This window comes from Caldicellulosiruptor morganii (assembly GCF_026810225.1).
Classification (GTDB): Bacteria; Bacillota; Thermoanaerobacteria; order Caldicellulosiruptorales; family Caldicellulosiruptoraceae; genus Caldicellulosiruptor; species Caldicellulosiruptor morganii.
On the sequence record NZ_CP113865.1, the window covers coordinates 426,370 to 445,208 of the forward strand.

Below are 18,839 nucleotides of genomic sequence, written 5' to 3' on the forward strand. Positions count from 1 at the left end.
CTTGCCTTTTTATAATCTATGTATGTTATTTTTTATTTTTTCAGACAATTCACTTTTTTAATTTTCAATTCTTATATCAGAAGGCTTATCCTGCAGAGCATGTTCAAAAAAATTTATTGCATATTTCAGATTGTTGCCTGTTACATGCCTCAGAGCTTCTAACCCTTCCTTCAGTTTTGTTCTTATAGTATTGATTTCTGTTTTCTTTAGATGTTCTGAAATTTTCTTTCCAATACCATTTGTAAAATTTTCTAATTTTCTAAAAACAGATTCAAGAGTTGAAGTTCCGGTTATTTTTTTAGCTGTGCTGTTGTTAGCATGATTACTTAAAGCTTTTATTGAATCTTCTTGATGTTGAGATATATGGATTTTGTTTTGAGGTATTTTGTAAACTATTTTACCATAGAAATCATTATCAGAAGAGCCTTTTTCATAAACATATGCGGGTGAAATTTTGGGGTTGTTCTGTGCTTTGTTCTGGTTTGAAGATTGAGAATAGCTTCCTGATATTTCTTTAGCATAAGTTTTTTGGTTCGAAAGGTTTTTCGGGTAGGATTCGTTTTTAAAGGTAGAATTGAGATTTTTAGAAGTTAATACAGAACTTTTCATTTCCTCATAACCCCCTATTTACATTTGTTTTTTGTTTGTTATGGAATTATAATACAGAAGTATATTTAAAAATACAGATGCAAACAATAGTGATTTTAAATAAGATTTTGGACAAGTACAGGTAAAAATTTTGTGAATAATTGATAAGAAAACTATGGTAAAATACTGAAATTAGAGATAAGGTTTAGAAGATTTTTGCGAGGCTATACTGGGATGAAAAAATGCTTTGAGCAATCAGATGAAAATTAAAGAAAAAAGGAGGCTGCAAAGTTGATTATAGACTTTCACACACACTGTTTTCCGGATAGCTTGGCACCAAGGGCGATGGAAAAACTTTCACGAAATTCTGGTATGTCATACTATCATGATGGGACATTGTCAGGTTTGAAAGAGTCTGCTAAAAAAGCTGGAATTGACATGTGCGTGGTTCTGCCAATTGCCACAAAACCTCAGCAGACAGAGAGTATAAACAGATGGGCGCTTTCTGTAATGGAAGAGAACAATGATATAATCTGTTTTGGTACAATTCATCCTGAGTTTGATGATTGGCAGCAAGAAATTGAATGGCTAAAATCACAGGGGTTTAAAGGTATAAAGTTTCACCCGGATTATCAGAACTTTTTTGTGGATGATAAAAAGATGTATCCAATCTATGATGCAATCTTCCAGAATGATATGATTATACTTTTTCACAGCGGAGTTGACCCGGCGTATGACCCGCCCTATCATTGCACACCTGAAAGGCTTAAGAAGGTTTTGAAAGACTTTCCACACGCAAAAATAGTTGCGGCTCACATGGGAGGGTATAGATTTTTTGATGAGACTCTTGAGTATTTGATAGGGGAAAATGTGTATCTTGACACATCCTTTTTCTTTGGAGAAGTTGAAGTACAAAGACCAGAAGAGATTTTCAGAAAGCATGGTATAGAGAAGATTTTGTTTGCAACAGACTCGCCATGGAAAAACCAGAGCAAAGAGGTTGAGCATGTGAAAAAATTGAAACTAACATCTAATGAGATTGAAATGATTTTTGGGAAGAATGCCCGGGTGCTTTTGAAATTGGAAGTTAAACATATATGAATAAAGCCAGAGCTTTTTCAAAAAACAGCAAAGGTGGTGTTCTTTTAGGTTTATGAAGATAAAAGTTTTCATCAACAACTGGACATTCAAATCAGGGTATTTAGCAGAACACGGGCTTTCACTTTATATAGAAAAAGATGGTAAAAAGATTTTGTTTGACTGCGGACAAACCGATGCAATGCTGAAGAACCTTGAAAAGGCAAAAATTGATTTGAACTTTGATGCTGTCGTTTTGAGCCATTCTCACTATGACCATACAGGAGGACTTAAAAGTTTTATAGACAGGCTATCCTGCCCTGTGTTTGTCCATGAAGGCTTTTTTGAACAGAAGTATGCTTTGAGGGATGGCAAGTTTAATTTTATAGGGCATAATTTTGAAGAAGGCGCTTTGAGATTTAAAATAGTAAAAGATGAGGTTTATGAGCTGTTTGAAGATATATATCTTTTGAATGTCAAAAGCCATGCTGAAGGCTCTGAAGAATTCTACATCGGCAAAGATGGCAGGTTTGAAAAGGACCTGTTTTTGGAAGAGCAGTCTCTTGTTATTAAAGAAAAAGGAAAGCTGATTTTGATTTCTGGCTGCAGTCACAATGGAATAGAAAATATTATAAAAAGAGCCGAAGAAATATTTGAAAGTAGCATTTTTGCCACAATTGGCGGATTTCATTCAAAGGATTTTCCTGAAGAAAAAATGGATGAGCTGTGCAAGTTTTTTGAAAAGCACAGAGTGTACAAAATCATTCCGCTTCACTGCTCGGGTATAAGAACCCTTACTTTTATGGGCAAAAGTCTGCCAAATAAGCTAAAAATAGCAGGCTGTGGAGATGAGATTGAGCTCTGAAAAAGTAAGTGCTTTGGCTACTTAAAAGACAAAAAAATAAATACTTTTTTGAGGGTGGGATTTATGCAGAAAGATTTCTGGGAAGGGAAAGCTGTAATAATCACCGGTGGGGGGTCTGGCATAGGAAGGTGCATGACAGAGATTTTGCTCAAAAAAGGTGCAAGGGTTACTGCTGTGTCAAGAGGGCAAAAGTCTCTTGATAGTTTGAAAGAAGAACTTTCGGAATATTCAGAGAGCCTGTTTACAGTAGTTGCAGATGTTAGCCGAAAAGATGAGTGCAAAAATGCAATGGAGATTATAAAATCTGAGTTTGAAAGAGTGGATGTTCTGATAAACAACGCAGGTGTGGGCTTGAGATGTGAGGTTGAAAGGATTCTGGATGAGGATTTAAAAAAGGTATTTGATGTAAACTTCTTCGGTGCATTTTACATGATGCAGGAGACAATAAAAATTTTCAAAGATCAGGGGAAGGGCTTGATTGTGAACATATGCTCGCTTGGTGTCAAAAGACCTGTTTTTTACACAGGAGGGTACACAGCTTCAAAAGCTGCCCTGGCAGTTTTATCGGATGTTGCAGGGCTTGAGCTAAAAAAGTATGGAATTTCGGTTCTTTGTGCCTATCCCGGCTCAGTTTCGACAGAATTTAGAAAAAATGCTCTGGGCGAGCCTTATCCGGAAGATGAAGTGAGGCTTTCAAGACTTTCACCGAAGGTAGCTGCTGAGAGGATAATAGAAGGAATAGAAAAAGGTAAAAAAGAGATATACACATCCAGAAAAGATTATATCTTTGCTTTGTTTACACGGCTTTTTCCCCGGCTTTCTGACCTGGTGGTTGAAAAGGCGTTTGAAAAGAGAAGATAGGGTGAAAATTCTGCAATTTTCTTGACACGAATAAAAATACGTGCTAAAATAATTCAAAATTTCTGATGAGTATATGTTTAAAAAAATTTCAGTATTAAAATGTCCGACAGAAATACAGGGGTAGAATGGTCGGACTTTTCATATATAAAGGGTGGGTTTTGGATGAAGCAAAAGATGACGGTAGCACGGGCAATGGTAGAGGTATTGAAAAGTGAAGGTGTTGAGATTATCTTTGGCATTCCAGGTGCGGCAATTTATCCGTTTTACGATGCACTCTATAGCTCTGATATAAAACATGTCCTTGTGCGCACAGAGCAGGCAGCAGCACACGAGGCAAGCGGGTATGCGCGCACAACCGGAAAGGTTGGTGTGTGCGTTGCAACCTCTGGTCCGGGTGCAACAAATCTTATAACCGGCATTGCCACTGCATATATGGATTCTGTTCCCATTGTTGCTATTACAGGTCAGGTTAATTCAAGTTTAATCGGAAGAGATGTGTTCCAGGAAGTTGATATAACAGGTGCAACAGCTCCTTTTACAAAGCACAATTATCTTGTAAAAGACCCGAAAAAAATTGTCAGAATTTTAAAAGAGGCTTTTTATATTGCCTCAACAGGACGGCGCGGACCTGTTCTGATAGATGTCCCCATAGATGTCCAGATGCAGGAGATTGAGTTTGAAATTCCAAAAGAAATTGACATTCCTGGTTACAAGCCGAAAGAAAGAGGGCATCCTCTTCAGATAAAAAGAGCTGTTGAAGCCATTGAAAATTCACAAAGACCGGTTATATGCAGTGGTGGGGGTGTGATTGCCTCAAAGGCATCTGAGGAGTTAAAAACTCTTGTCGAAAGGCAGAAAATTCCTGTTATTTCAACTTTGATGGGAATTGGAAGCATCCCCACAGATCATCCTTTTTATCTTGGTATGATAGGCTCACATGGTCAAAAAGAAGCAAACATAGCACTAAGACAGGCAGATCTTTTGATTGTGGTTGCTGCAAGACTTGCTGACAGGGCACTTGGCGATACTAAAATTACTGAGAATATGAAGATAATTCATATAGACATTGACCCTGCCGAGATTGGTAAAAATGTGGACACAAATATTCCAATTGTTGGTGATGCCAAAAGGGTGCTTGCCGAGATCAATAAAAGAATTTCAGAGAGAAAAGATTTCTGGGCACAGGAAATTAAGGCACAGAAGAGAGAGATTAAAGAAGATGGGAATCTGCATCCGTATGATGTTTTAAAGGAGATTTCGAGAGTTTACAATGGCGATTATATAATCACAACAGATGTCGGGCAGCATCAGATCTGGGCAGCTCACAATGTGTATATAAAAGAGCCGGGGACTTTTATAACATCCGGCGGACTTGGCACCATGGGATATGGCGTACCTGCTGCAATTGGGGCTAAGTTTGGAAGACCGGATAAAGAGGTAATCAGCATAACAGGTGATGGAAGTTTTCAGATGCTTTTGCAGGAGCTTGCAACAATAAAAAGGGAGCAGGTGCCGGTTAAAATTGTGCTTTTCAACAACACAAGGCTTGGGATGGTTTATGAGCTTCAGAAGAAAAGATGCACCGGAAGGTTTATTGCAACGTGTCTGGATGGTAATCCGGATTTTATGATACTGGCAAAAGCCTACGGCATTGAAGGTATAAGGCTTGAGAGCAAGGAAAAGTTGAAAGAGGCTATTGAGATTATGAAAAACCACAGCGGTCCGTTTTTGCTTGAGGTTGTGACAAGCCCTGATGAGCCAACCATACCCTGAAGTTTAACTGATATTTTCAAAACTTTTGATGATAGGGGGATGTCAAGGTGAAGTACACACTTTCTGTTCTGGTTGAAAACCACCCGGGTGTTTTGTCAAGGGTTGCCGGGCTTTTTTCAAGGAGGGGTTTTAACATCGACAGCCTTGCAGTTGGTGTTACAGAGGACCCTGCAATATCACGCATGACAATTGTTGTGAACGGTGATGACTACATTGTTGAGCAGGTGACAAAGCAGCTAAACAAGCTGATTGATGTGATAAAGGTCAAAAAGCTTGACCCGAAAGAGGCTGTTGAAAGGGAGCTTGCACTCATCAAGGTAAATGCCAGCTCTCAAACGCGATCAGACATTATCCAGATTACAGAAATATTCAGAGCAAATATTGTTGATGTTTCAAAAGAGACACTTACAATTGAAATCTCCGGCGATGAGGACAAGATTGATGCGCTGATAGAGCTTTTAAAACAGTATGGAATTCGTGAGGTAGTCCGCACAGGACTTATTGCAATAGAGCGCGGAAATAAAGTGATATCAAAAAATAAATCTGAGGAGGATGAGTAAAAGATGGCAAGAATATTTTATGACAGTGATTGCAATTTGGATTTGCTCAAAGATAAGACAGTTGCTGTAATTGGCTTTGGCAGCCAGGGTCATGCACATGCGCTAAATCTTAAAGATTCTGGTATAAATGTTGTTGTTGGGCTTTATCATGGCAGCAAATCGTGGGCAAGGGCAGAAAGCCACGGACTTAAAGTTATGACAGCCGATGAGGCAACAAAGGTTGCAGATGTCATCATGATTCTTGTAAACGACGAAAAACAGCCAAGACTATTTAAAGAGAGTATAGAGCCAAACCTGAAAGAAGGAAAAGCTATTGCATTTGCGCACGGGTTCAACATCCATTTCGGGCAGATTGTCCCGCCACCGTATGTTGATGTTATAATGATAGCACCAAAAGGTCCGGGGCATACAGTAAGAAGCCAGTATGAAGAGGGTAAAGGCGTTCCGGCTCTGGTTGCTGTGCATCAGGATTACACAGGAAAGGCTCTGGATATTGCACTGGCTTACGCAAAGGGCATTGGTGCATCAAGGGCTGGGATAATCCAAACAACTTTCAAAGAAGAGACAGAGACAGACCTGTTTGGTGAGCAGGCTGTTCTGTGTGGAGGGCTTACAGAGCTTATCAAAGCAGGGTTTGACACTCTGGTTGAGGCAGGGTATCAGCCTGAGATTGCATATTTTGAATGTTTGCATGAGATGAAGCTGATAGTTGATTTGATCTGGCAGGGCGGACTTTCGCTCATGCGCTATTCAATCTCAGACACAGCAGAGTACGGCGATTACATGACAGGCAAGAGAATTATAACAGAAGAGACAAGAAAAGAGATGAAGAAAGTACTGGAAGAGATTCAAAACGGAACATTTGCAAAGAAGTGGATTTTAGAGAACATGGCAGGAAGGCCGGAGTTTAACGCAATCAGAAGAAGAGAGCAGAATTTACTTATTGAACAGATTGGGAAAGAGCTCAGAAAAATGATGCCTTGGATAAAGCCAATCAAAGAATAAAGAGTGAGGGGTTTTGATGAGCAGGAGAATTATAAGGATATTTGATACAACGCTCAGAGATGGTGAGCAAACACCGGGTGTTTCGCTCAATGTGAACGAAAAGCTTGAGATAGCAAAGCAGCTTGAAAGACTCAAGGTTGATGTTATAGAGGCAGGGTTTGCTATAGCCTCTCCGGGTGATTTTGAGGCTATAAAGACAATTTCTGAGAATATTAAGGATGCAGTTGTTGTGTCTCTGGCAAGGGCGGTTGAAAAGGACATCGACAGGGCGTATGAGGCGCTCAAAAACGCTCAAGCACCCAGAATTCACACATTCATTGCAACAAGCGATATTCACATGAAATATAAGCTCAAAATGACAGAGGATGAGGTTTTAGAGAGAGCAGTTGCAATGGTAAAGTATGCAAAAAAGTATGTGTCCGATGTTGAGTTTTCATGCGAGGATGCAACACGTTCAAGGATAGAGTTTTTGATAAAGGTGTTTGACGCTGTTATAAAAGCTGGTGCAACGGTCATAAACATTCCCGACACGGTGGGCTACACAACACCCGAGGAGATGAAGAGGATTATAAGAGCACTGAAGGAAAACATTCCTGACATTGACAGGGTTCAGATTTCTGTGCACTGCCACAACGACCTTGGACTTGCTGTTGCAAACTCACTTGCAGCGGTGGAGGAAGGCGTTCATCAGGTTGAGTGCACAATAAATGGGCTTGGAGAGAGGGCAGGAAATGCTGCACTTGAGGAAATTGTAATGGCGCTAAAGACCAGAAAAGATTTTTACGATGTTGATGTTTTAATTGACACAACGCAGATTTACAGAACAAGCAAGCTTGTGTCGTCTTTGACAGGTGTGTTTGTTCAGCCAAACAAGGCGATTGTCGGTGCAAATGCGTTTGCGCATGAGTCTGGAATTCACCAGCATGGCGTTCTGTCAGAGCGTTCTACTTATGAGATTATTGACCCTGTATCAATAGGGCTTCCCAAAAACAGGATGGTGCTTGGCAAGCACTCCGGGCGACATGCATTTGAAGAAAGACTCAAAGAGCTTGGATATACAGACCTTACGCGAGAAGAGATTGATGCTGCGTTTGAAAAATTCAAAGTGCTTGCTGATAAAAAGAAAATTGTGCTTGACAGGGACATAGAAGCACTGCTTGAGCAAAAATCTCTCAACATACCGGAGACATACGAGCTTGTTAAATTCCAGATCATAAGCGGAAATGATTTGATTTCAACAGCATCTGTCAGGGTAAAATCGGGTGAAGAAGAGTATGAAGAGGCAGCAACCGGTGATGGTCCTGTTGATGCAATCTTCAAGGCAATTGACAGAATCACCGGGCTTCAGGTTGAGCTTGATGATTACAGTATAAAGGCTGTCACCCAGGGCAGGGATGCTCTTGGTGAGGTAACAGTCAGGATCAAAAAAGACGGCAAGGCTTTTCTGGGGAGAGGCTTGTCCACAGATATTTTAGAGGCAAGTGCAAAGGCGTATATAAATGCTATAAACAAGATGCTGTATAAGATTTCGGAGGAGTGAAAATTGACTCTTTACAATTTTTCAAATTGGGGTTAAAATAATTACCAAATAAAAATCAATGGGTCAAAGGGGTGCAGGAAAGTGATAATACGAATATGCGGCATAATTACAGGTTTTATATCAATAATTAGAAAGGGAATAATTAAACTTATTTATAAAATTTCATATGCCGCATTGCACCCATTTTGGCCTGTGTATGTTAAGGTGGGGTTTTTCAAAAGACCCCTGGGGCATCTTTAAACTATAGGAGATTGAAGCTTAAATTGAATTTTACAAGCCCAGCCAGATCTGCACAGGCTGGGCTTTTTTGATTTTAAAAAAGGAGGGGTTTTCATTGGCAGATAACAGGGAGATTATCATCTATGACTCAACGCTCAGAGATGGTGCCCAGGCCGGCGGAATTTCATTTACCTTAGAGGACAAGCTGAAAATTGTGGACAGGCTTGACAAATTCGGGGTCAAATTCATTGAAGCAGGGAATCCGGGCTCCAATGTCAAAGACCAGGAGTTTTTTGCAAGAGTAAAGAAGATGAATCTTAAAAATGCAAAGCTTATTGCATTTGGGTCAACAAGGCGTGTTGGTATTGATGTAAAAGATGATCCCAATATAAAATCGCTCATCGCGGCAGATACCGAAGCGGTTGCAATTTTTGGGAAGTCCTGGGATTTTCATGTTAAAGAGGTTTTGAAAACTACAGAAGAGGAAAATCTGCAGATGATTTATGACACCATAAAATATCTAAAGTCTCTGGGCAAATACGTGGTGTTTGACGCTGAACATTTCTTTGATGGGTACAAAAACAATAGAAGTTATGCTCTTGAGACTTTGAAGGTTGCAAAAGAGGCAGGAGCAGATTCTCTGGACCTTTGCGATACAAACGGCGGAACATTTCCCATGGACATCTACAACATCACAAAAGAGGTTGTTCAGATGTTTCCGGACACCTTAATAGGAATTCACTGTCACAATGACACAGGCATGGCTGTTGCAAATTCCATCATGGCAGTGCTTGCCGGTGCACGTCAGGTTCAGGGGACAATCAATGGCTATGGTGAGCGATGTGGAAATGCGGATTTGATCACGCTTATTCCAAATCTTCAGCTAAAGCTTGGGTTTAAATGTGTGCCCGATGAGAGTATCAAGCACCTTACATCTCTTTCAAGGTATGTTGCAGAGATTGCCAATATGATACCAAACGAAAGAGCACCATATGTTGGGGCGTATGCATTTACTCACAAGGCCGGTATGCATATTGATGCTGTCAAGAAAAACCCGGCGTCGTTTGAGCATATCAACCCCGAGATTGTTGGAAATACAAGAAGAATAGTGCTGTCTGAGGTTGCGGGAAGATCTACAGTTCTTGATAAAATCCGCGAGATTGACCCGACAGTTACAAAAGACTCACCTGTGACAAAAGATATTATAGATGAGCTAAAGCGTTTGGAGAATGAAGGGTATCAGTTTGAGTCTGCAGAGGCTTCGTTTGAGATGCTAATCAGAAAAAAACTCGGGCTTTACCAGCCGTTCTTTACACTGAAAGAATTCAAGGTGCTGATAAACGAGCCGGCAGTGGACTACAGCTCATCCGCAATTGTCAAGATTGCGGTGGATGGTGTCACAGCAATTACAGCAGCTGAAGGCGATGGACCTGTTCATGCCTTGGATAGCGCTTTGAGGAAGGCTTTAGAAAAGTTCTACCCGGAGCTAAAAGAGGTTCACCTTGTTGACTACAAGGTAAGAGTTTTAAATGCCGAGACAGCAACCGCTGCAAAGGTTCGTGTATTGATTGAGTCAACAGACGGCAAGGATACATGGACAACCGTAGGTGTTTCAACAGACATTGTCAATGCAAGCTGGATTGCCCTTGTTGACTCTTTGGAGTATAAACTTTGCAAGGAGAAGGCTTTGAAATAAGAGAAAATTAAGAATAGTTTGCTTATATTAGAATCAGAATAATTTCCAATAAAAATTACAGAGATGGCATTTATTCAAAAAATCTATTTTAAAAACTCTAAAATCGTGGTATTATTATAAAAGTAAGTTTAATTTCAAAAAAGGAGGCAAAGACAAAATGGCATATTACATCACAGATGATTGTATTTCCTGCGGCGCATGCGAAAGCGAATGCCCGGTTCAGTGCATTTCACCTGGCGAGGGCAAGTATGTAATCAATGAAGAAGAGTGCATTTCATGTGGTGCATGCGCAAATGTATGCCCAGTTGATGCTCCAAAGCCAAGAGATTAATCTTTTTTATCACAGAAAAGACCGGGTAATTCTTTTTCTTGCCCGGTCTTTAACTTATTTTACATAAATACAAAATGAGAGGTTGAGGAGGATTTGAAGAGGCTCTACATTCCGGTATCAAATGATGAGGAGATAAAGAGTTTAAAAGCAGGGCAAGAGGTTCTTGTCAGCGGCAGGCTCTTTGTTGCACGGGATGCCGCGCATAAAAGGCTTTTTGAGATGATACAAAGGGGGCAGGATATTTCTATTAACTTTAAAAATGGTGCTATTTACTATATGGGACCGTGCCCTGAAAAGCCCGGCGAGGTGATAGGACCCTGCGGTCCTACAACAGCCGGAAGAATGGATATATATACCCCTTTGATGCTTGAACTTGGTGTAAAAGTTTTGATAGGGAAGGGCAAAAGAAGTCAACAGGTAAAAGAAGCTATAAAGAAGCACAGCAGTGTTTACCTTGCCACGTTTGGCGGTGCTGCAGTTTTGATTCAAAGCTGTGTGAAGTCACAGAGGGTTGTCATGTTTGAAGAACTCGGGGCTGAGGCAATAAGAGAGATTGAGGTTGAAGATCTGCCTTGCATTGTTGCAGTAGATTCACAGGGAGAAGATATATATGAGATTGGACCGGGAAAGTATGCAGGAAATTTTAAATAACTTGAAGATTTTAAATAGCCTCAAAAATTACAACTATCAGCGACTTCATATGCCGGGGCACAAAGGAATAGAAGAAATTTTCCCGGATAGCATCAAAAATGCGTATCCGTATTTTGATGTCACAGAGACAATTTACACAGATGACCTTCTGAATCCGTCGGGGTTTATAAAAGAATTTCTGGAAGATATAAATGACTTTTTTGGCTCAGGATATTCATTTTTGTCTCTTCAGGGCTCAACACACCTTCTTCAATCCTGTATAGCTGCGTTATCAAAGCCTTTTGGCAGCATACTTATAAACAGGGATGCGCACAGGAGCATTTACAGCATTGCAAAGATTTTAAAGCTTGACATAGATTACATCTTCCCACAGTATGACTCAAGACTCGGGATTTACACATATATAAATGCCGAGGAGTTTGAAAAGAGTTTAAGAGAAACAAAGTCAGAGATTGTTATAATCACCTCTCCATCATACTATGGGGTAAATCAGGATATAAAGACTTTTGCCAAACTTTCCAAAAGATATAATAAGAAACTAATAGTGGACCAGGCTCACGGGGGATATTACAAATTTGCGGGCAAACAGACAGCTTTAGATGAGGGGGCGGACATATGTATTGTAAGTCTTCACAAGACACTGCCCTGTCCGAACCAGTCGGCTCTGCTTTTGTCGAATTTAAATGACAATAGAAGGCTGAGTGAGATTCTTGTAAGCCTTCACACATCAAGTCCGTCGTTTGTGCTTTTGATGTGGAGTGAGTATGGGATAGAGTTTTCAAAAAGGTTTGGCAAAAGGCTGTATCACGATGTTTTAAGGATGTTAGATGAGATCTCTCTGCCGGTTTTGATATATACAAACCACCGGTTGAGAAATGTAGATAAGTTGAAGCTTCTTTTAAATTTTAGGGACTTGGGCTTTGGGCTTGAAGATATAAAAGCGCTTCTTTCCAAGTACTCCATTGTACCCGAGTCAATTGATGCGGGGAGGATTCTATTTTATTTTTCCTTTATGGATAGCCTTTCTAACTTTGAAAATTTGAAAAGCTTTTTTTATGATATAATAAGTAAAAAAGATAAATTGAAAGAAGAAACATTTTCTCTGCCACCAAGGCCGAAAAAGGTTTTGAAGATTTATGAAGTGGATGAATACAAAAAGACAAAGCTGAAGCTAAAAGATGCAGCCGGGCGAGTATGTGCAAAGGCAATAGTTCCTTACACGCCTGGCTGTCCTGTGGTGGTTGAGGGTGAGGTCATAGATAAAGATGCTATAGAGTACTTAGCAGCTATCTTTGGGAATCACTTTATAGAAGAGAATGAGGTTGATGTAATTGATGAGAGGTAAGTTTATTGTATTTGAAGGCAATGACGGCTCTGGCAAGACCACTCAGCTTTTGAAGGTGGAAAAGTATTTAAAACAAAAGGGCTACAGGGTTATTACAACCAGAGAACCCGGTGGGACAGAGATAGGATACAGAATAAGAAAGCTTCTTTTGGACCCTGTGTGCAAAATGGATGGGCTTACTGAAGCTTTGCTTCTTGCAGCCGACAGGAATGAGCATGTAAAAAATGTTCTGATTCCTGCTCTTGAAGAAGGATATGTTGTAATTTGTGACAGATATATTTTGAGCAGTGTGGTGTATCAGGGCATTGCACGGGGAGTTGGCATTGAGAATATCTTAAGGCTCAATTCTATCTTTGAAGAAAAGCTAAAACCTGATTTGTATATTGTCCTGACCGCAAGACCTGAGATTGCAATAAAGAGGCTTAAAATGGCCGGCAAAACTGACAGAATTGATATTGAAGATATAGACTTTCATACAAAAGTTTACAATGGTTTCAAAGAGGTTGTTCAGAGGTTTGAAAGGTGTGTGAACATTGAGGCAGAAGGCACAGTTGATGAGGTGTTTGAAGGGGTGTGCAGTGTGGTAGATGAGCTTTTAAAAGCAGAACAATAAAAATGGTATTATGGAAGGAGAGCAGGAAAGAGTATGAAGCTGATTGTTGCTATAATTCAGAACGAGGATGTGGGAAGACTTTTGGACAGTCTTCAGAAGGAAGGTATAATGGCGACAAAACTTTCAACTTCGGGTGGTTTTTTGCGCTCCGGGAATACAACTCTTTTGATTGGTGTTGAGGATGACAGGGTGGGAGAGGTGATTGATTTAATATCTCAAAAATGCAAAACGAGAAAGCAGCTTGTATCCTCGCCTGTTACAAATAATCCTTCGGTGGGTGCATACATCCCGTATCCGATAGAGATTACAATTGGCGGTGCAACCGTTTTTGTCATCAATATTGAGAGATTTGAGAAGGTTTAGTAAATATAGAAAATATATTTAAAGAAGTGAGAAGAGAAGATGAGGATAGAAGATGTAAAAAGAAATAGTATTACCAATGTAACATTTTTTCAGGACCCGAAAAAGGTTGAAAAAAAGCAGGAGAATTTTTCGGTGTATATCAAGCAGCTTGAGAGGCAGCAGATAGTCGAGAGGATAAAAGAGCTCATAGAAAAGATAGACTCTTTAGGCAAATCTCTTGCCCAGAAGATGGATTTGCTTACTTTGAAAGAGTATAAGAAGTATATTCGAGAGCTTTTGTCGTATACCGTTTTCTCTTCACATGAATATTTTAAAGAAAGTCTTTTTGGCAAAAAAGGCAGGCATAAGGTGTTTGGGATTGTAAAGAAAATAGATGAAAAAATGGACCTGCTGACTCAGGAGATTATTAAAAAAGAAGCTGATAATATAAAAGTTCTGTCATACGTAGATGAAATAAAGGGGCTTTTGATAGACTTATTCACATAGAAGGTGAAGGTAGAAGATGAACTTAGATACGTTCATTGGTCAAAAAGAGATTGTATTTACACTAAAAAAGGCACTGAAAAATCCTTTTCATGCTTATATATTTGAAGGAGAAAAAGGGCTCGGGAAAAAGCTTTTGGCAAGGATATTCTCAAAACACATTCTATGTGAAAACAAATCTTCATGTGGAGTTTGTAAATCCTGTCATCTTTTTGATGCATCTTCACATCCGGACTTTAAAATTATAAAAAGGCAGGAAGATAAAAAAGAGATTTCGGTTGAGAGCGTTCGAGAGATTATAAAAGACCTGTCAAGAGGTCCGATTTTTTCTGACAGGAAAGTATTTGTAATCGAAGAGGGCGAGGAGCTTTCAACAAGTGCTCAAAATGCTCTTTTAAAAACACTGGAAGAACCTCCACCTTATGCAATTTTTATAATCACATGCAACAATATTGAAAGACTTTTGCCAACCGTAATCTCACGATCTGTTGTGCTTTCGTTTAAGAGATATTCTGCCTCTGAAATAGCAAGAATTTTGAGTCAGAATAATCTTGAGCCAAAAGACTACATAATAAAACTTTGCAAAGGTAATCCTAAAATTACTCTTGATTTTTACAACAAAGAAGTTCAAAATAAAAGAGATTATATTTTTGATAAAATTCTTCAATATGATGGCGCAGGCTTTGGTTTGATAAAAGAGTTTGAGAGTGAATTTGAAAAGTTTAAGAATGATTTTGAATTCTTATTTGAAAACATTATATACTTTCTGAGAGATGCTCTTTTGTACAAAAAGACAAAGAGTATTGAACTTATCACCAATACAGACAAATTAGAAAAGATTATACAATTTTCTAACAAACACACAATTACCCATATATACAGGCTTTTGCAGGATTTTATGGTTCTGGATAGATATCCTGATGCGAATGTTGTTTCAGAAAATGTTCTTGATATGATTTTTTTAAAACTATCAGGGGGCTAAAAGTAAATGGCAGAAGTTGTTGGTGTGAGATTTAAAAAAGCAGGCAAAATATACTGGTTTGATCCAAACGGCATAGATTTAAAAGCAGGTGATGATGTTATTGTTGAGACTGTCCGTGGGATTGAAATGGGTAAGGTCATGATAGAGAAAAGAGAAGTGCCTGATGAGGAAATAGTACAGCCTCTGAAAAAGGTTGTGCGAAAGGCAACCGAAGAAGACTATCAAAAAGCTCAGGAGAACATCGAAAGAGCTGCAAAGGCACTTGAGATTTGCAAGCAGAAGGTTCAGAAGCATGGTCTTCCTATGAAACTGCTTCATGCAGAGTACACATTTGATAACAACAAGCTGCTTTTTTATTTCACAGCAGAAGGCAGGGTTGATTTCAGAGAACTTGTAAAGGACCTTGCAGCCGTTTTCAGAACAAGAATTGAGCTAAGACAGATAGGTGTGAGAGACGACACCAAGTTCAGAGGTGGTCTGGGTCCGTGCGGAAGAGAGGTTTGCTGTTCGGTGCACCTGTGTGAATTTCAGCCAATTTCAATCAGGATGGCAAAACAGCAGGGGCTTGTTTTAAATCCGGCTAAGATTTCCGGGCTCTGTGGAAGGCTTATGTGCTGTCTTACGTATGAGCAGGAATTCTATGAAGAGGCAATGTCAAGGCTTCCTGGGCTTGGGGCAATTGTCAGGACTGCCGATGGCGAGGGCGAGGTTGTAGAAGTAAATGTCTTAAGAGAAAGGATTAAGGTCAGGTTTGAGGATGAACAGCAGAATGTTGAGATAAAAGAGTACTGTGTGGGCGAGTTTGAGATTATAAAAGACTCCAGAAAAATTCAACAAACGCAAATTGCACTTGACGATGATGAACTCAAAGAGCTTCTGGATTTGGAGGAGTAAACCTGTTAAAAAAGGTGGGCTGCTTGTAAAAAAAGCAGCCCGCTTTTTAAATTTTAATTTCAAGGAGGTTTTTGTTGTGGAAGCTGCGCTTCTTGCACTTGTGATAATTTTACTTATTGTCAATATATTAACTGTTATAATTTTGAGAAAGCAACCTTTTCAAACAGAGCTTGAAAGAAGGTTTGAAAATATAGAAAAGATGCTGAATAAGCTGCAAAGTCTTACCTTGGATCAGATTTCCCAGAACAGAGTTGATGTGCAAAACACCATAAGCTCATTTGGGAATCTTTTGATGAGCAGGTTTTCAGACTTTTCAGCATTTCAAAAATCCCAGTTTGATTCCTTCTCAGCTCAAATTTTAAACCTGACAGCCACAAGCTATGAGAAGCTTGAAGCGATAAGAAAAGAAGTGGACTTTAAACTTTCGCAAATCCAGGAACAAAACGAGAGGAAACTTGAACAGATTCGCCAGACAGTGGACAACCAGCTTCAGACAACTCTGGAAACAAAGCTTGGTGAGTCGTTCAGGCTTGTGTCAGAGCGGCTTGAGCTTGTGCACAGAGGACTTGGCGAGATGCAGACACTGGCAAATGGAGTTGGTGACCTTAAAAAGATTTTGAGCAATGTGAAGGTGCGCGGTGTGCTGGGCGAACTTCAGCTTGGGAACATCATAGACCAGATTCTGGATGCTTCTCAGTATGAAAGAAATGTGAGAATAAAACCTCATACCCAGGAACAGGTGGAGTTTGCCATAAAGATTCCTTCTAAAAATGCAAATGAAGATGAATTTATATACCTTCCTGTAGATTCCAAGTTTCCTATTGAAAGCTATGAACGTTTGCTTGAGGCACAGGAAAAAAATGATACTGAAGCAATCTCAAGGTTTTCCAAAGAGCTTGAAAACTCAATAAAGCAAAATGCAAAGACAATCAAGGAAAAATACATAGACCCGCCAAAAACAACCGATTTTGCAATCATGTTTTTGCCAGCAGAAGGACTTTATGCAGAAGTTCTGCGAATTCCCGGGCTTTTTGAATATGTTCAGAGGGAATACAAAGTGATAATTGCAGGTCCCACAACCATCTCAGCCATTTTGAATAGTTTGGCGCTTGGGTTTAAAACCCTTGCAATTGAAAAGAGAACAAGTGAGGTGTGGGAGCTTCTTTCTGCTGTAAAGACCGAGTTTTCAAGGTTTGGAGATATTCTGGAAAAGGTCAGAAAGAAACTCATTGAAGCGCAGGACACCATAGACACTGCTGCAAAGAAGACAAGGACCATCGAAAGAAAGCTCAAAAGTGTTCAGAGCCTTTCTTCTGATGAAGCTGTCAAAAATATTTTATATAATGATCAGATTGAGGAAGAAGTGTAAGAAAATAATTTCATTTATGAAGACTCAAAATTGGTATCTTGCAAAATTTAGGTTCATATCTTAAAATATACTCCTGTGTGCAGCAAATTTTTGCAATAAAGTATTGTCAAAAATGCAAAAGTAGAATATAATATATCTCATAATATGAATTGTATACATATATACAATGTGGAGGGTAAGCAGCATGGCGAGAGTAGAATTTAACCCTAAGACAAATCTGATTGAGCAGGCAGCGTATAAATATTCACTCCAGGATGTTCCTGAACCAAACCTTTACAGAGAAATATTCCCGTATACAGAAATTCCAAAAATAGCATTCAACCACAGGCATGTTCCTATGTTTGTGCCTGATGAGATATGGATAACAGATACAACATTCAGAGATGGTCAGCAGGCAAGGTCTCCGTATACAGTTGAACAGATTGTAAGGCTTTATGATTATTTGCACGAGCTTGACAATGACTCCGGTGTTATAAGACAGACAGAGTTTTTCCTGTATTCAAAAAAAGATAGAGAAGCGGTTATAAAGTGCATGGAAAGAGGTTACCGCTATCCAGAGGTTACATCATGGATAAGGGCACGAAAAGAGGATTTTCAGCTTGTAAAAGAAATGGGCATTAAAGAGACTGGAATTCTGGTATCATGCTCGGACTACCACATTTTCAAAAAGCTCAACATGACAAGAAAACAGGCAATGGAGATGTATCTTTCAATTGTCGAGGCAGCACTTGAAAATGGCATAATTCCACGCTGTCACTTTGAAGACATCACAAGAGCAGACTTTTATGGGTTTGTTGTGCCATTTGCAAATGAGCTTATGAAGCTTGCGCGCCAGGCAAACATGCCAGTAAAAATAAGAGCCTGTGACACTCTTGGGCTTGGTGTGTCTTACCCGGGAGTTGCACTGCCAAGAAGTGTGCAGGGTATAATCTATGGACTCAGGCACTATGCAGAAGTGCCATCCGAGTGGCTTGAGTGGCACGGTCACAACGACTTTTACAAGGCTGTTGTCAACTCGGGCACTGCATGGCTTTATGGTGCATCTGCTGTTAACTGTTCACTTTTGGGAATCGGTGAGCGAACAGGTAACACGCCTTTGGAGGCAATGGTTATTGAATACGCTCAGCTTCGCGGGACAACAAAGAACATGAGGCTTGAGGTAATTACCGAGATTGCAGATTATTTTGAAAAAGAGCTTGACTATGAGATTCCGCCAAGAACACCGTTTGTCGGGCGTGCATTTAACGCAACAAGGGCGGGAATTCATGCAGATGGTATTCTGAAGGATGAGGAGATTTACAACATATTTGACACGAAGAAAATTCTAAACAGACCAATTGTCATTGCGGTTGATGCACACTCAGGGCTTGCCGGTATTGCTGCGTGGATTAACACCTACTTCAGGCTTGAGGGTGACCAGAAGATTGACAAGCGCGACCCAAGGGTTGCTAAAATCAAAGAGTGGGTTGATAAAGAGTATGAAAACGGCAGAACAACTGTTATTGGTGATGATGAGCTTGAGATGGTTGTTAGGGAAGTCATGCCAGAGCTTTTCAGGATGCATGAAAGCAGGGTAAAATAGTTTTTATTAGGCTAAAAAGAGCCAGTCCTAAAAAGTTGGGCT

General features: G+C 39.8%; 19 protein-coding genes. 18 read left to right on the forward strand and 1 reads right to left on the reverse strand.

Features of this window, described 5'->3' with window-relative positions:
* Nucleotides 1-57: 57 nt before the first annotated feature.
* Nucleotides 58-609: a hypothetical protein gene (locus tag OTK00_RS02015; protein WP_198525748.1), complete on the reverse strand. Its 552-nt coding sequence runs from the start codon at nucleotides 607-609 to the stop codon at nucleotides 58-60.
* A 270-nt stretch (nucleotides 610-879) separates the two neighbouring features.
* Here OTK00_RS02015 and OTK00_RS02020 point away from each other — a divergent pair, with 270 nt between their 5' ends.
* The 18 genes from OTK00_RS02020 to OTK00_RS02105 all read left to right on the forward strand — a co-directional run bounded on the left by OTK00_RS02020 (nucleotide 880) and on the right by OTK00_RS02105 (nucleotide 18,797).
* Nucleotides 880-1,689 (forward strand): amidohydrolase family protein, encoded by an 810-nt coding sequence (locus tag OTK00_RS02020; RefSeq protein WP_045170450.1) that lies wholly within the window; start codon nucleotides 880-882, stop codon nucleotides 1,687-1,689.
* 52 nt (nucleotides 1,690-1,741) lie between these two features.
* Complete coding sequence (locus OTK00_RS02025; protein WP_045170449.1) at nucleotides 1,742-2,530, forward strand: MBL fold metallo-hydrolase; 789 nt, start codon at nucleotides 1,742-1,744, stop codon at nucleotides 2,528-2,530.
* A gap of 63 nt (nucleotides 2,531-2,593) precedes the next feature.
* Complete coding sequence (locus OTK00_RS02030) at nucleotides 2,594-3,391, forward strand: SDR family NAD(P)-dependent oxidoreductase (protein ID WP_045170448.1); 798 nt, start codon at nucleotides 2,594-2,596, stop codon at nucleotides 3,389-3,391.
* A gap of 162 nt (nucleotides 3,392-3,553) precedes the next feature.
* On the forward strand, nucleotides 3,554-5,164 hold the full coding sequence (gene ilvB / locus OTK00_RS02035; RefSeq protein WP_045170447.1) for a biosynthetic-type acetolactate synthase large subunit: 1,611 nt from the start codon (nucleotides 3,554-3,556) through the stop codon (nucleotides 5,162-5,164).
* 47 nt (nucleotides 5,165-5,211) lie between these two features.
* A complete protein-coding gene (gene ilvN, locus OTK00_RS02040; protein ID WP_045170446.1) occupies nucleotides 5,212-5,724 on the forward strand; it encodes an acetolactate synthase small subunit in 513 nt (170 codons plus the stop codon).
* A gap of 3 nt (nucleotides 5,725-5,727) precedes the next feature.
* Nucleotides 5,728-6,729, forward strand: coding sequence for a ketol-acid reductoisomerase (ilvC, locus tag OTK00_RS02045; RefSeq protein ID WP_045170445.1), 1,002 nt, complete (start codon nucleotides 5,728-5,730; stop codon nucleotides 6,727-6,729).
* Between the two features lie 16 nt (nucleotides 6,730-6,745).
* The gene (locus OTK00_RS02050; RefSeq protein ID WP_045170444.1) at nucleotides 6,746-8,269 is read left to right on the forward strand and encodes a 2-isopropylmalate synthase; all 1,524 of its coding nucleotides are present in this window, start codon (nucleotides 6,746-6,748) and stop codon (nucleotides 8,267-8,269) included.
* 334 nt (nucleotides 8,270-8,603) lie between these two features.
* Entirely contained in the window at nucleotides 8,604-10,184 is a 1,581-nt protein-coding gene (cimA, locus tag OTK00_RS02055) for a citramalate synthase (protein WP_045170443.1), read from the forward strand.
* Between the two features lie 157 nt (nucleotides 10,185-10,341).
* Complete coding sequence (locus OTK00_RS02060; protein WP_045170442.1) at nucleotides 10,342-10,515, forward strand: DUF362 domain-containing protein; 174 nt, start codon at nucleotides 10,342-10,344, stop codon at nucleotides 10,513-10,515.
* Between the two features lie 93 nt (nucleotides 10,516-10,608).
* On the forward strand, nucleotides 10,609-11,166 hold the full coding sequence (locus OTK00_RS02065) for a FumA C-terminus/TtdB family hydratase beta subunit (RefSeq protein WP_045170441.1): 558 nt from the start codon (nucleotides 10,609-10,611) through the stop codon (nucleotides 11,164-11,166).
* On the forward strand, nucleotides 11,126-12,511 hold the full coding sequence (locus OTK00_RS02070; RefSeq protein WP_456298813.1) for an aminotransferase class I/II-fold pyridoxal phosphate-dependent enzyme: 1,386 nt from the start codon (nucleotides 11,126-11,128) through the stop codon (nucleotides 12,509-12,511). Before OTK00_RS02065 ends, OTK00_RS02070 begins: the two co-directional genes overlap by 41 nt.
* Nucleotides 12,498-13,124: a dTMP kinase gene (tmk, locus tag OTK00_RS02075; RefSeq protein WP_052670955.1), complete on the forward strand. Its 627-nt coding sequence runs from the start codon at nucleotides 12,498-12,500 to the stop codon at nucleotides 13,122-13,124. The genes OTK00_RS02070 and tmk overlap by 14 nt, the downstream gene beginning before the upstream one ends.
* 33 nt (nucleotides 13,125-13,157) lie before the next feature.
* The gene (locus tag OTK00_RS02080) at nucleotides 13,158-13,487 is read left to right on the forward strand and encodes a cyclic-di-AMP receptor (protein WP_045170438.1); all 330 of its coding nucleotides are present in this window, start codon (nucleotides 13,158-13,160) and stop codon (nucleotides 13,485-13,487) included.
* A 39-nt stretch (nucleotides 13,488-13,526) separates the two neighbouring features.
* Nucleotides 13,527-13,973 (forward strand): YaaR family protein, encoded by a 447-nt coding sequence (locus tag OTK00_RS02085; protein WP_045170437.1) that lies wholly within the window; start codon nucleotides 13,527-13,529, stop codon nucleotides 13,971-13,973.
* Between the two features lie 16 nt (nucleotides 13,974-13,989).
* Nucleotides 13,990-14,952: a DNA polymerase III subunit gene (locus OTK00_RS02090; protein ID WP_045170435.1), complete on the forward strand. Its 963-nt coding sequence runs from the start codon at nucleotides 13,990-13,992 to the stop codon at nucleotides 14,950-14,952.
* Nucleotides 14,953-14,958: 6 nt separating this feature from the next.
* Nucleotides 14,959-15,846 carry a PSP1 domain-containing protein gene (locus tag OTK00_RS02095; RefSeq protein ID WP_045170434.1) on the forward strand — a complete coding sequence of 296 codons (888 nt, stop codon included), beginning with the start codon at nucleotides 14,959-14,961 and terminating at the stop codon, nucleotides 15,844-15,846.
* A 76-nt stretch (nucleotides 15,847-15,922) separates the two neighbouring features.
* Nucleotides 15,923-17,215: a DNA recombination protein RmuC gene (locus tag OTK00_RS02100; RefSeq protein ID WP_045170543.1), complete on the forward strand. Its 1,293-nt coding sequence runs from the start codon at nucleotides 15,923-15,925 to the stop codon at nucleotides 17,213-17,215.
* A 184-nt stretch (nucleotides 17,216-17,399) separates the two neighbouring features.
* Entirely contained in the window at nucleotides 17,400-18,797 is a 1,398-nt protein-coding gene (locus tag OTK00_RS02105; RefSeq protein WP_045170433.1) for a 2-isopropylmalate synthase, read from the forward strand.
* Nucleotides 18,798-18,839 lie beyond the last annotated feature (42 nt).

What these genes read in the sequence shown, in the direction of transcription:
- OTK00_RS02015 (WP_198525748.1), bottom strand. Translation starts at nt 609, where the DNA reads ATGAAAAGTTCTGTATTAACTTCTAAAAATCTCAATTCTACCTTTAAA.
- OTK00_RS02025 (WP_045170449.1), top strand. Translation starts at nt 1,742, where the DNA reads ATGAAGATAAAAGTTTTCATCAACAACTGGACATTCAAATCAGGGTAT.
- OTK00_RS02030 (WP_045170448.1), top strand. Translation starts at nt 2,594, where the DNA reads ATGCAGAAAGATTTCTGGGAAGGGAAAGCTGTAATAATCACCGGTGGG.
- ilvB (WP_045170447.1), top strand. Translation starts at nt 3,554, where the DNA reads ATGAAGCAAAAGATGACGGTAGCACGGGCAATGGTAGAGGTATTGAAA.
- ilvC (WP_045170445.1), top strand. Translation starts at nt 5,728, where the DNA reads ATGGCAAGAATATTTTATGACAGTGATTGCAATTTGGATTTGCTCAAA.
- OTK00_RS02050 (WP_045170444.1), top strand. Translation starts at nt 6,746, where the DNA reads ATGAGCAGGAGAATTATAAGGATATTTGATACAACGCTCAGAGATGGT.
- OTK00_RS02060 (WP_045170442.1), top strand. Translation starts at nt 10,342, where the DNA reads ATGGCATATTACATCACAGATGATTGTATTTCCTGCGGCGCATGCGAA.
- OTK00_RS02070 (WP_456298813.1), top strand. Translation starts at nt 11,126, where the DNA reads ATGAGATTGGACCGGGAAAGTATGCAGGAAATTTTAAATAACTTGAAG.
- OTK00_RS02080 (WP_045170438.1), top strand. Translation starts at nt 13,158, where the DNA reads ATGAAGCTGATTGTTGCTATAATTCAGAACGAGGATGTGGGAAGACTT.
- OTK00_RS02085 (WP_045170437.1), top strand. Translation starts at nt 13,527, where the DNA reads ATGAGGATAGAAGATGTAAAAAGAAATAGTATTACCAATGTAACATTT.
- OTK00_RS02090 (WP_045170435.1), top strand. Translation starts at nt 13,990, where the DNA reads ATGAACTTAGATACGTTCATTGGTCAAAAAGAGATTGTATTTACACTA.
- OTK00_RS02095 (WP_045170434.1), top strand. Translation starts at nt 14,959, where the DNA reads ATGGCAGAAGTTGTTGGTGTGAGATTTAAAAAAGCAGGCAAAATATAC.
- OTK00_RS02105 (WP_045170433.1), top strand. Translation starts at nt 17,400, where the DNA reads ATGGCGAGAGTAGAATTTAACCCTAAGACAAATCTGATTGAGCAGGCA.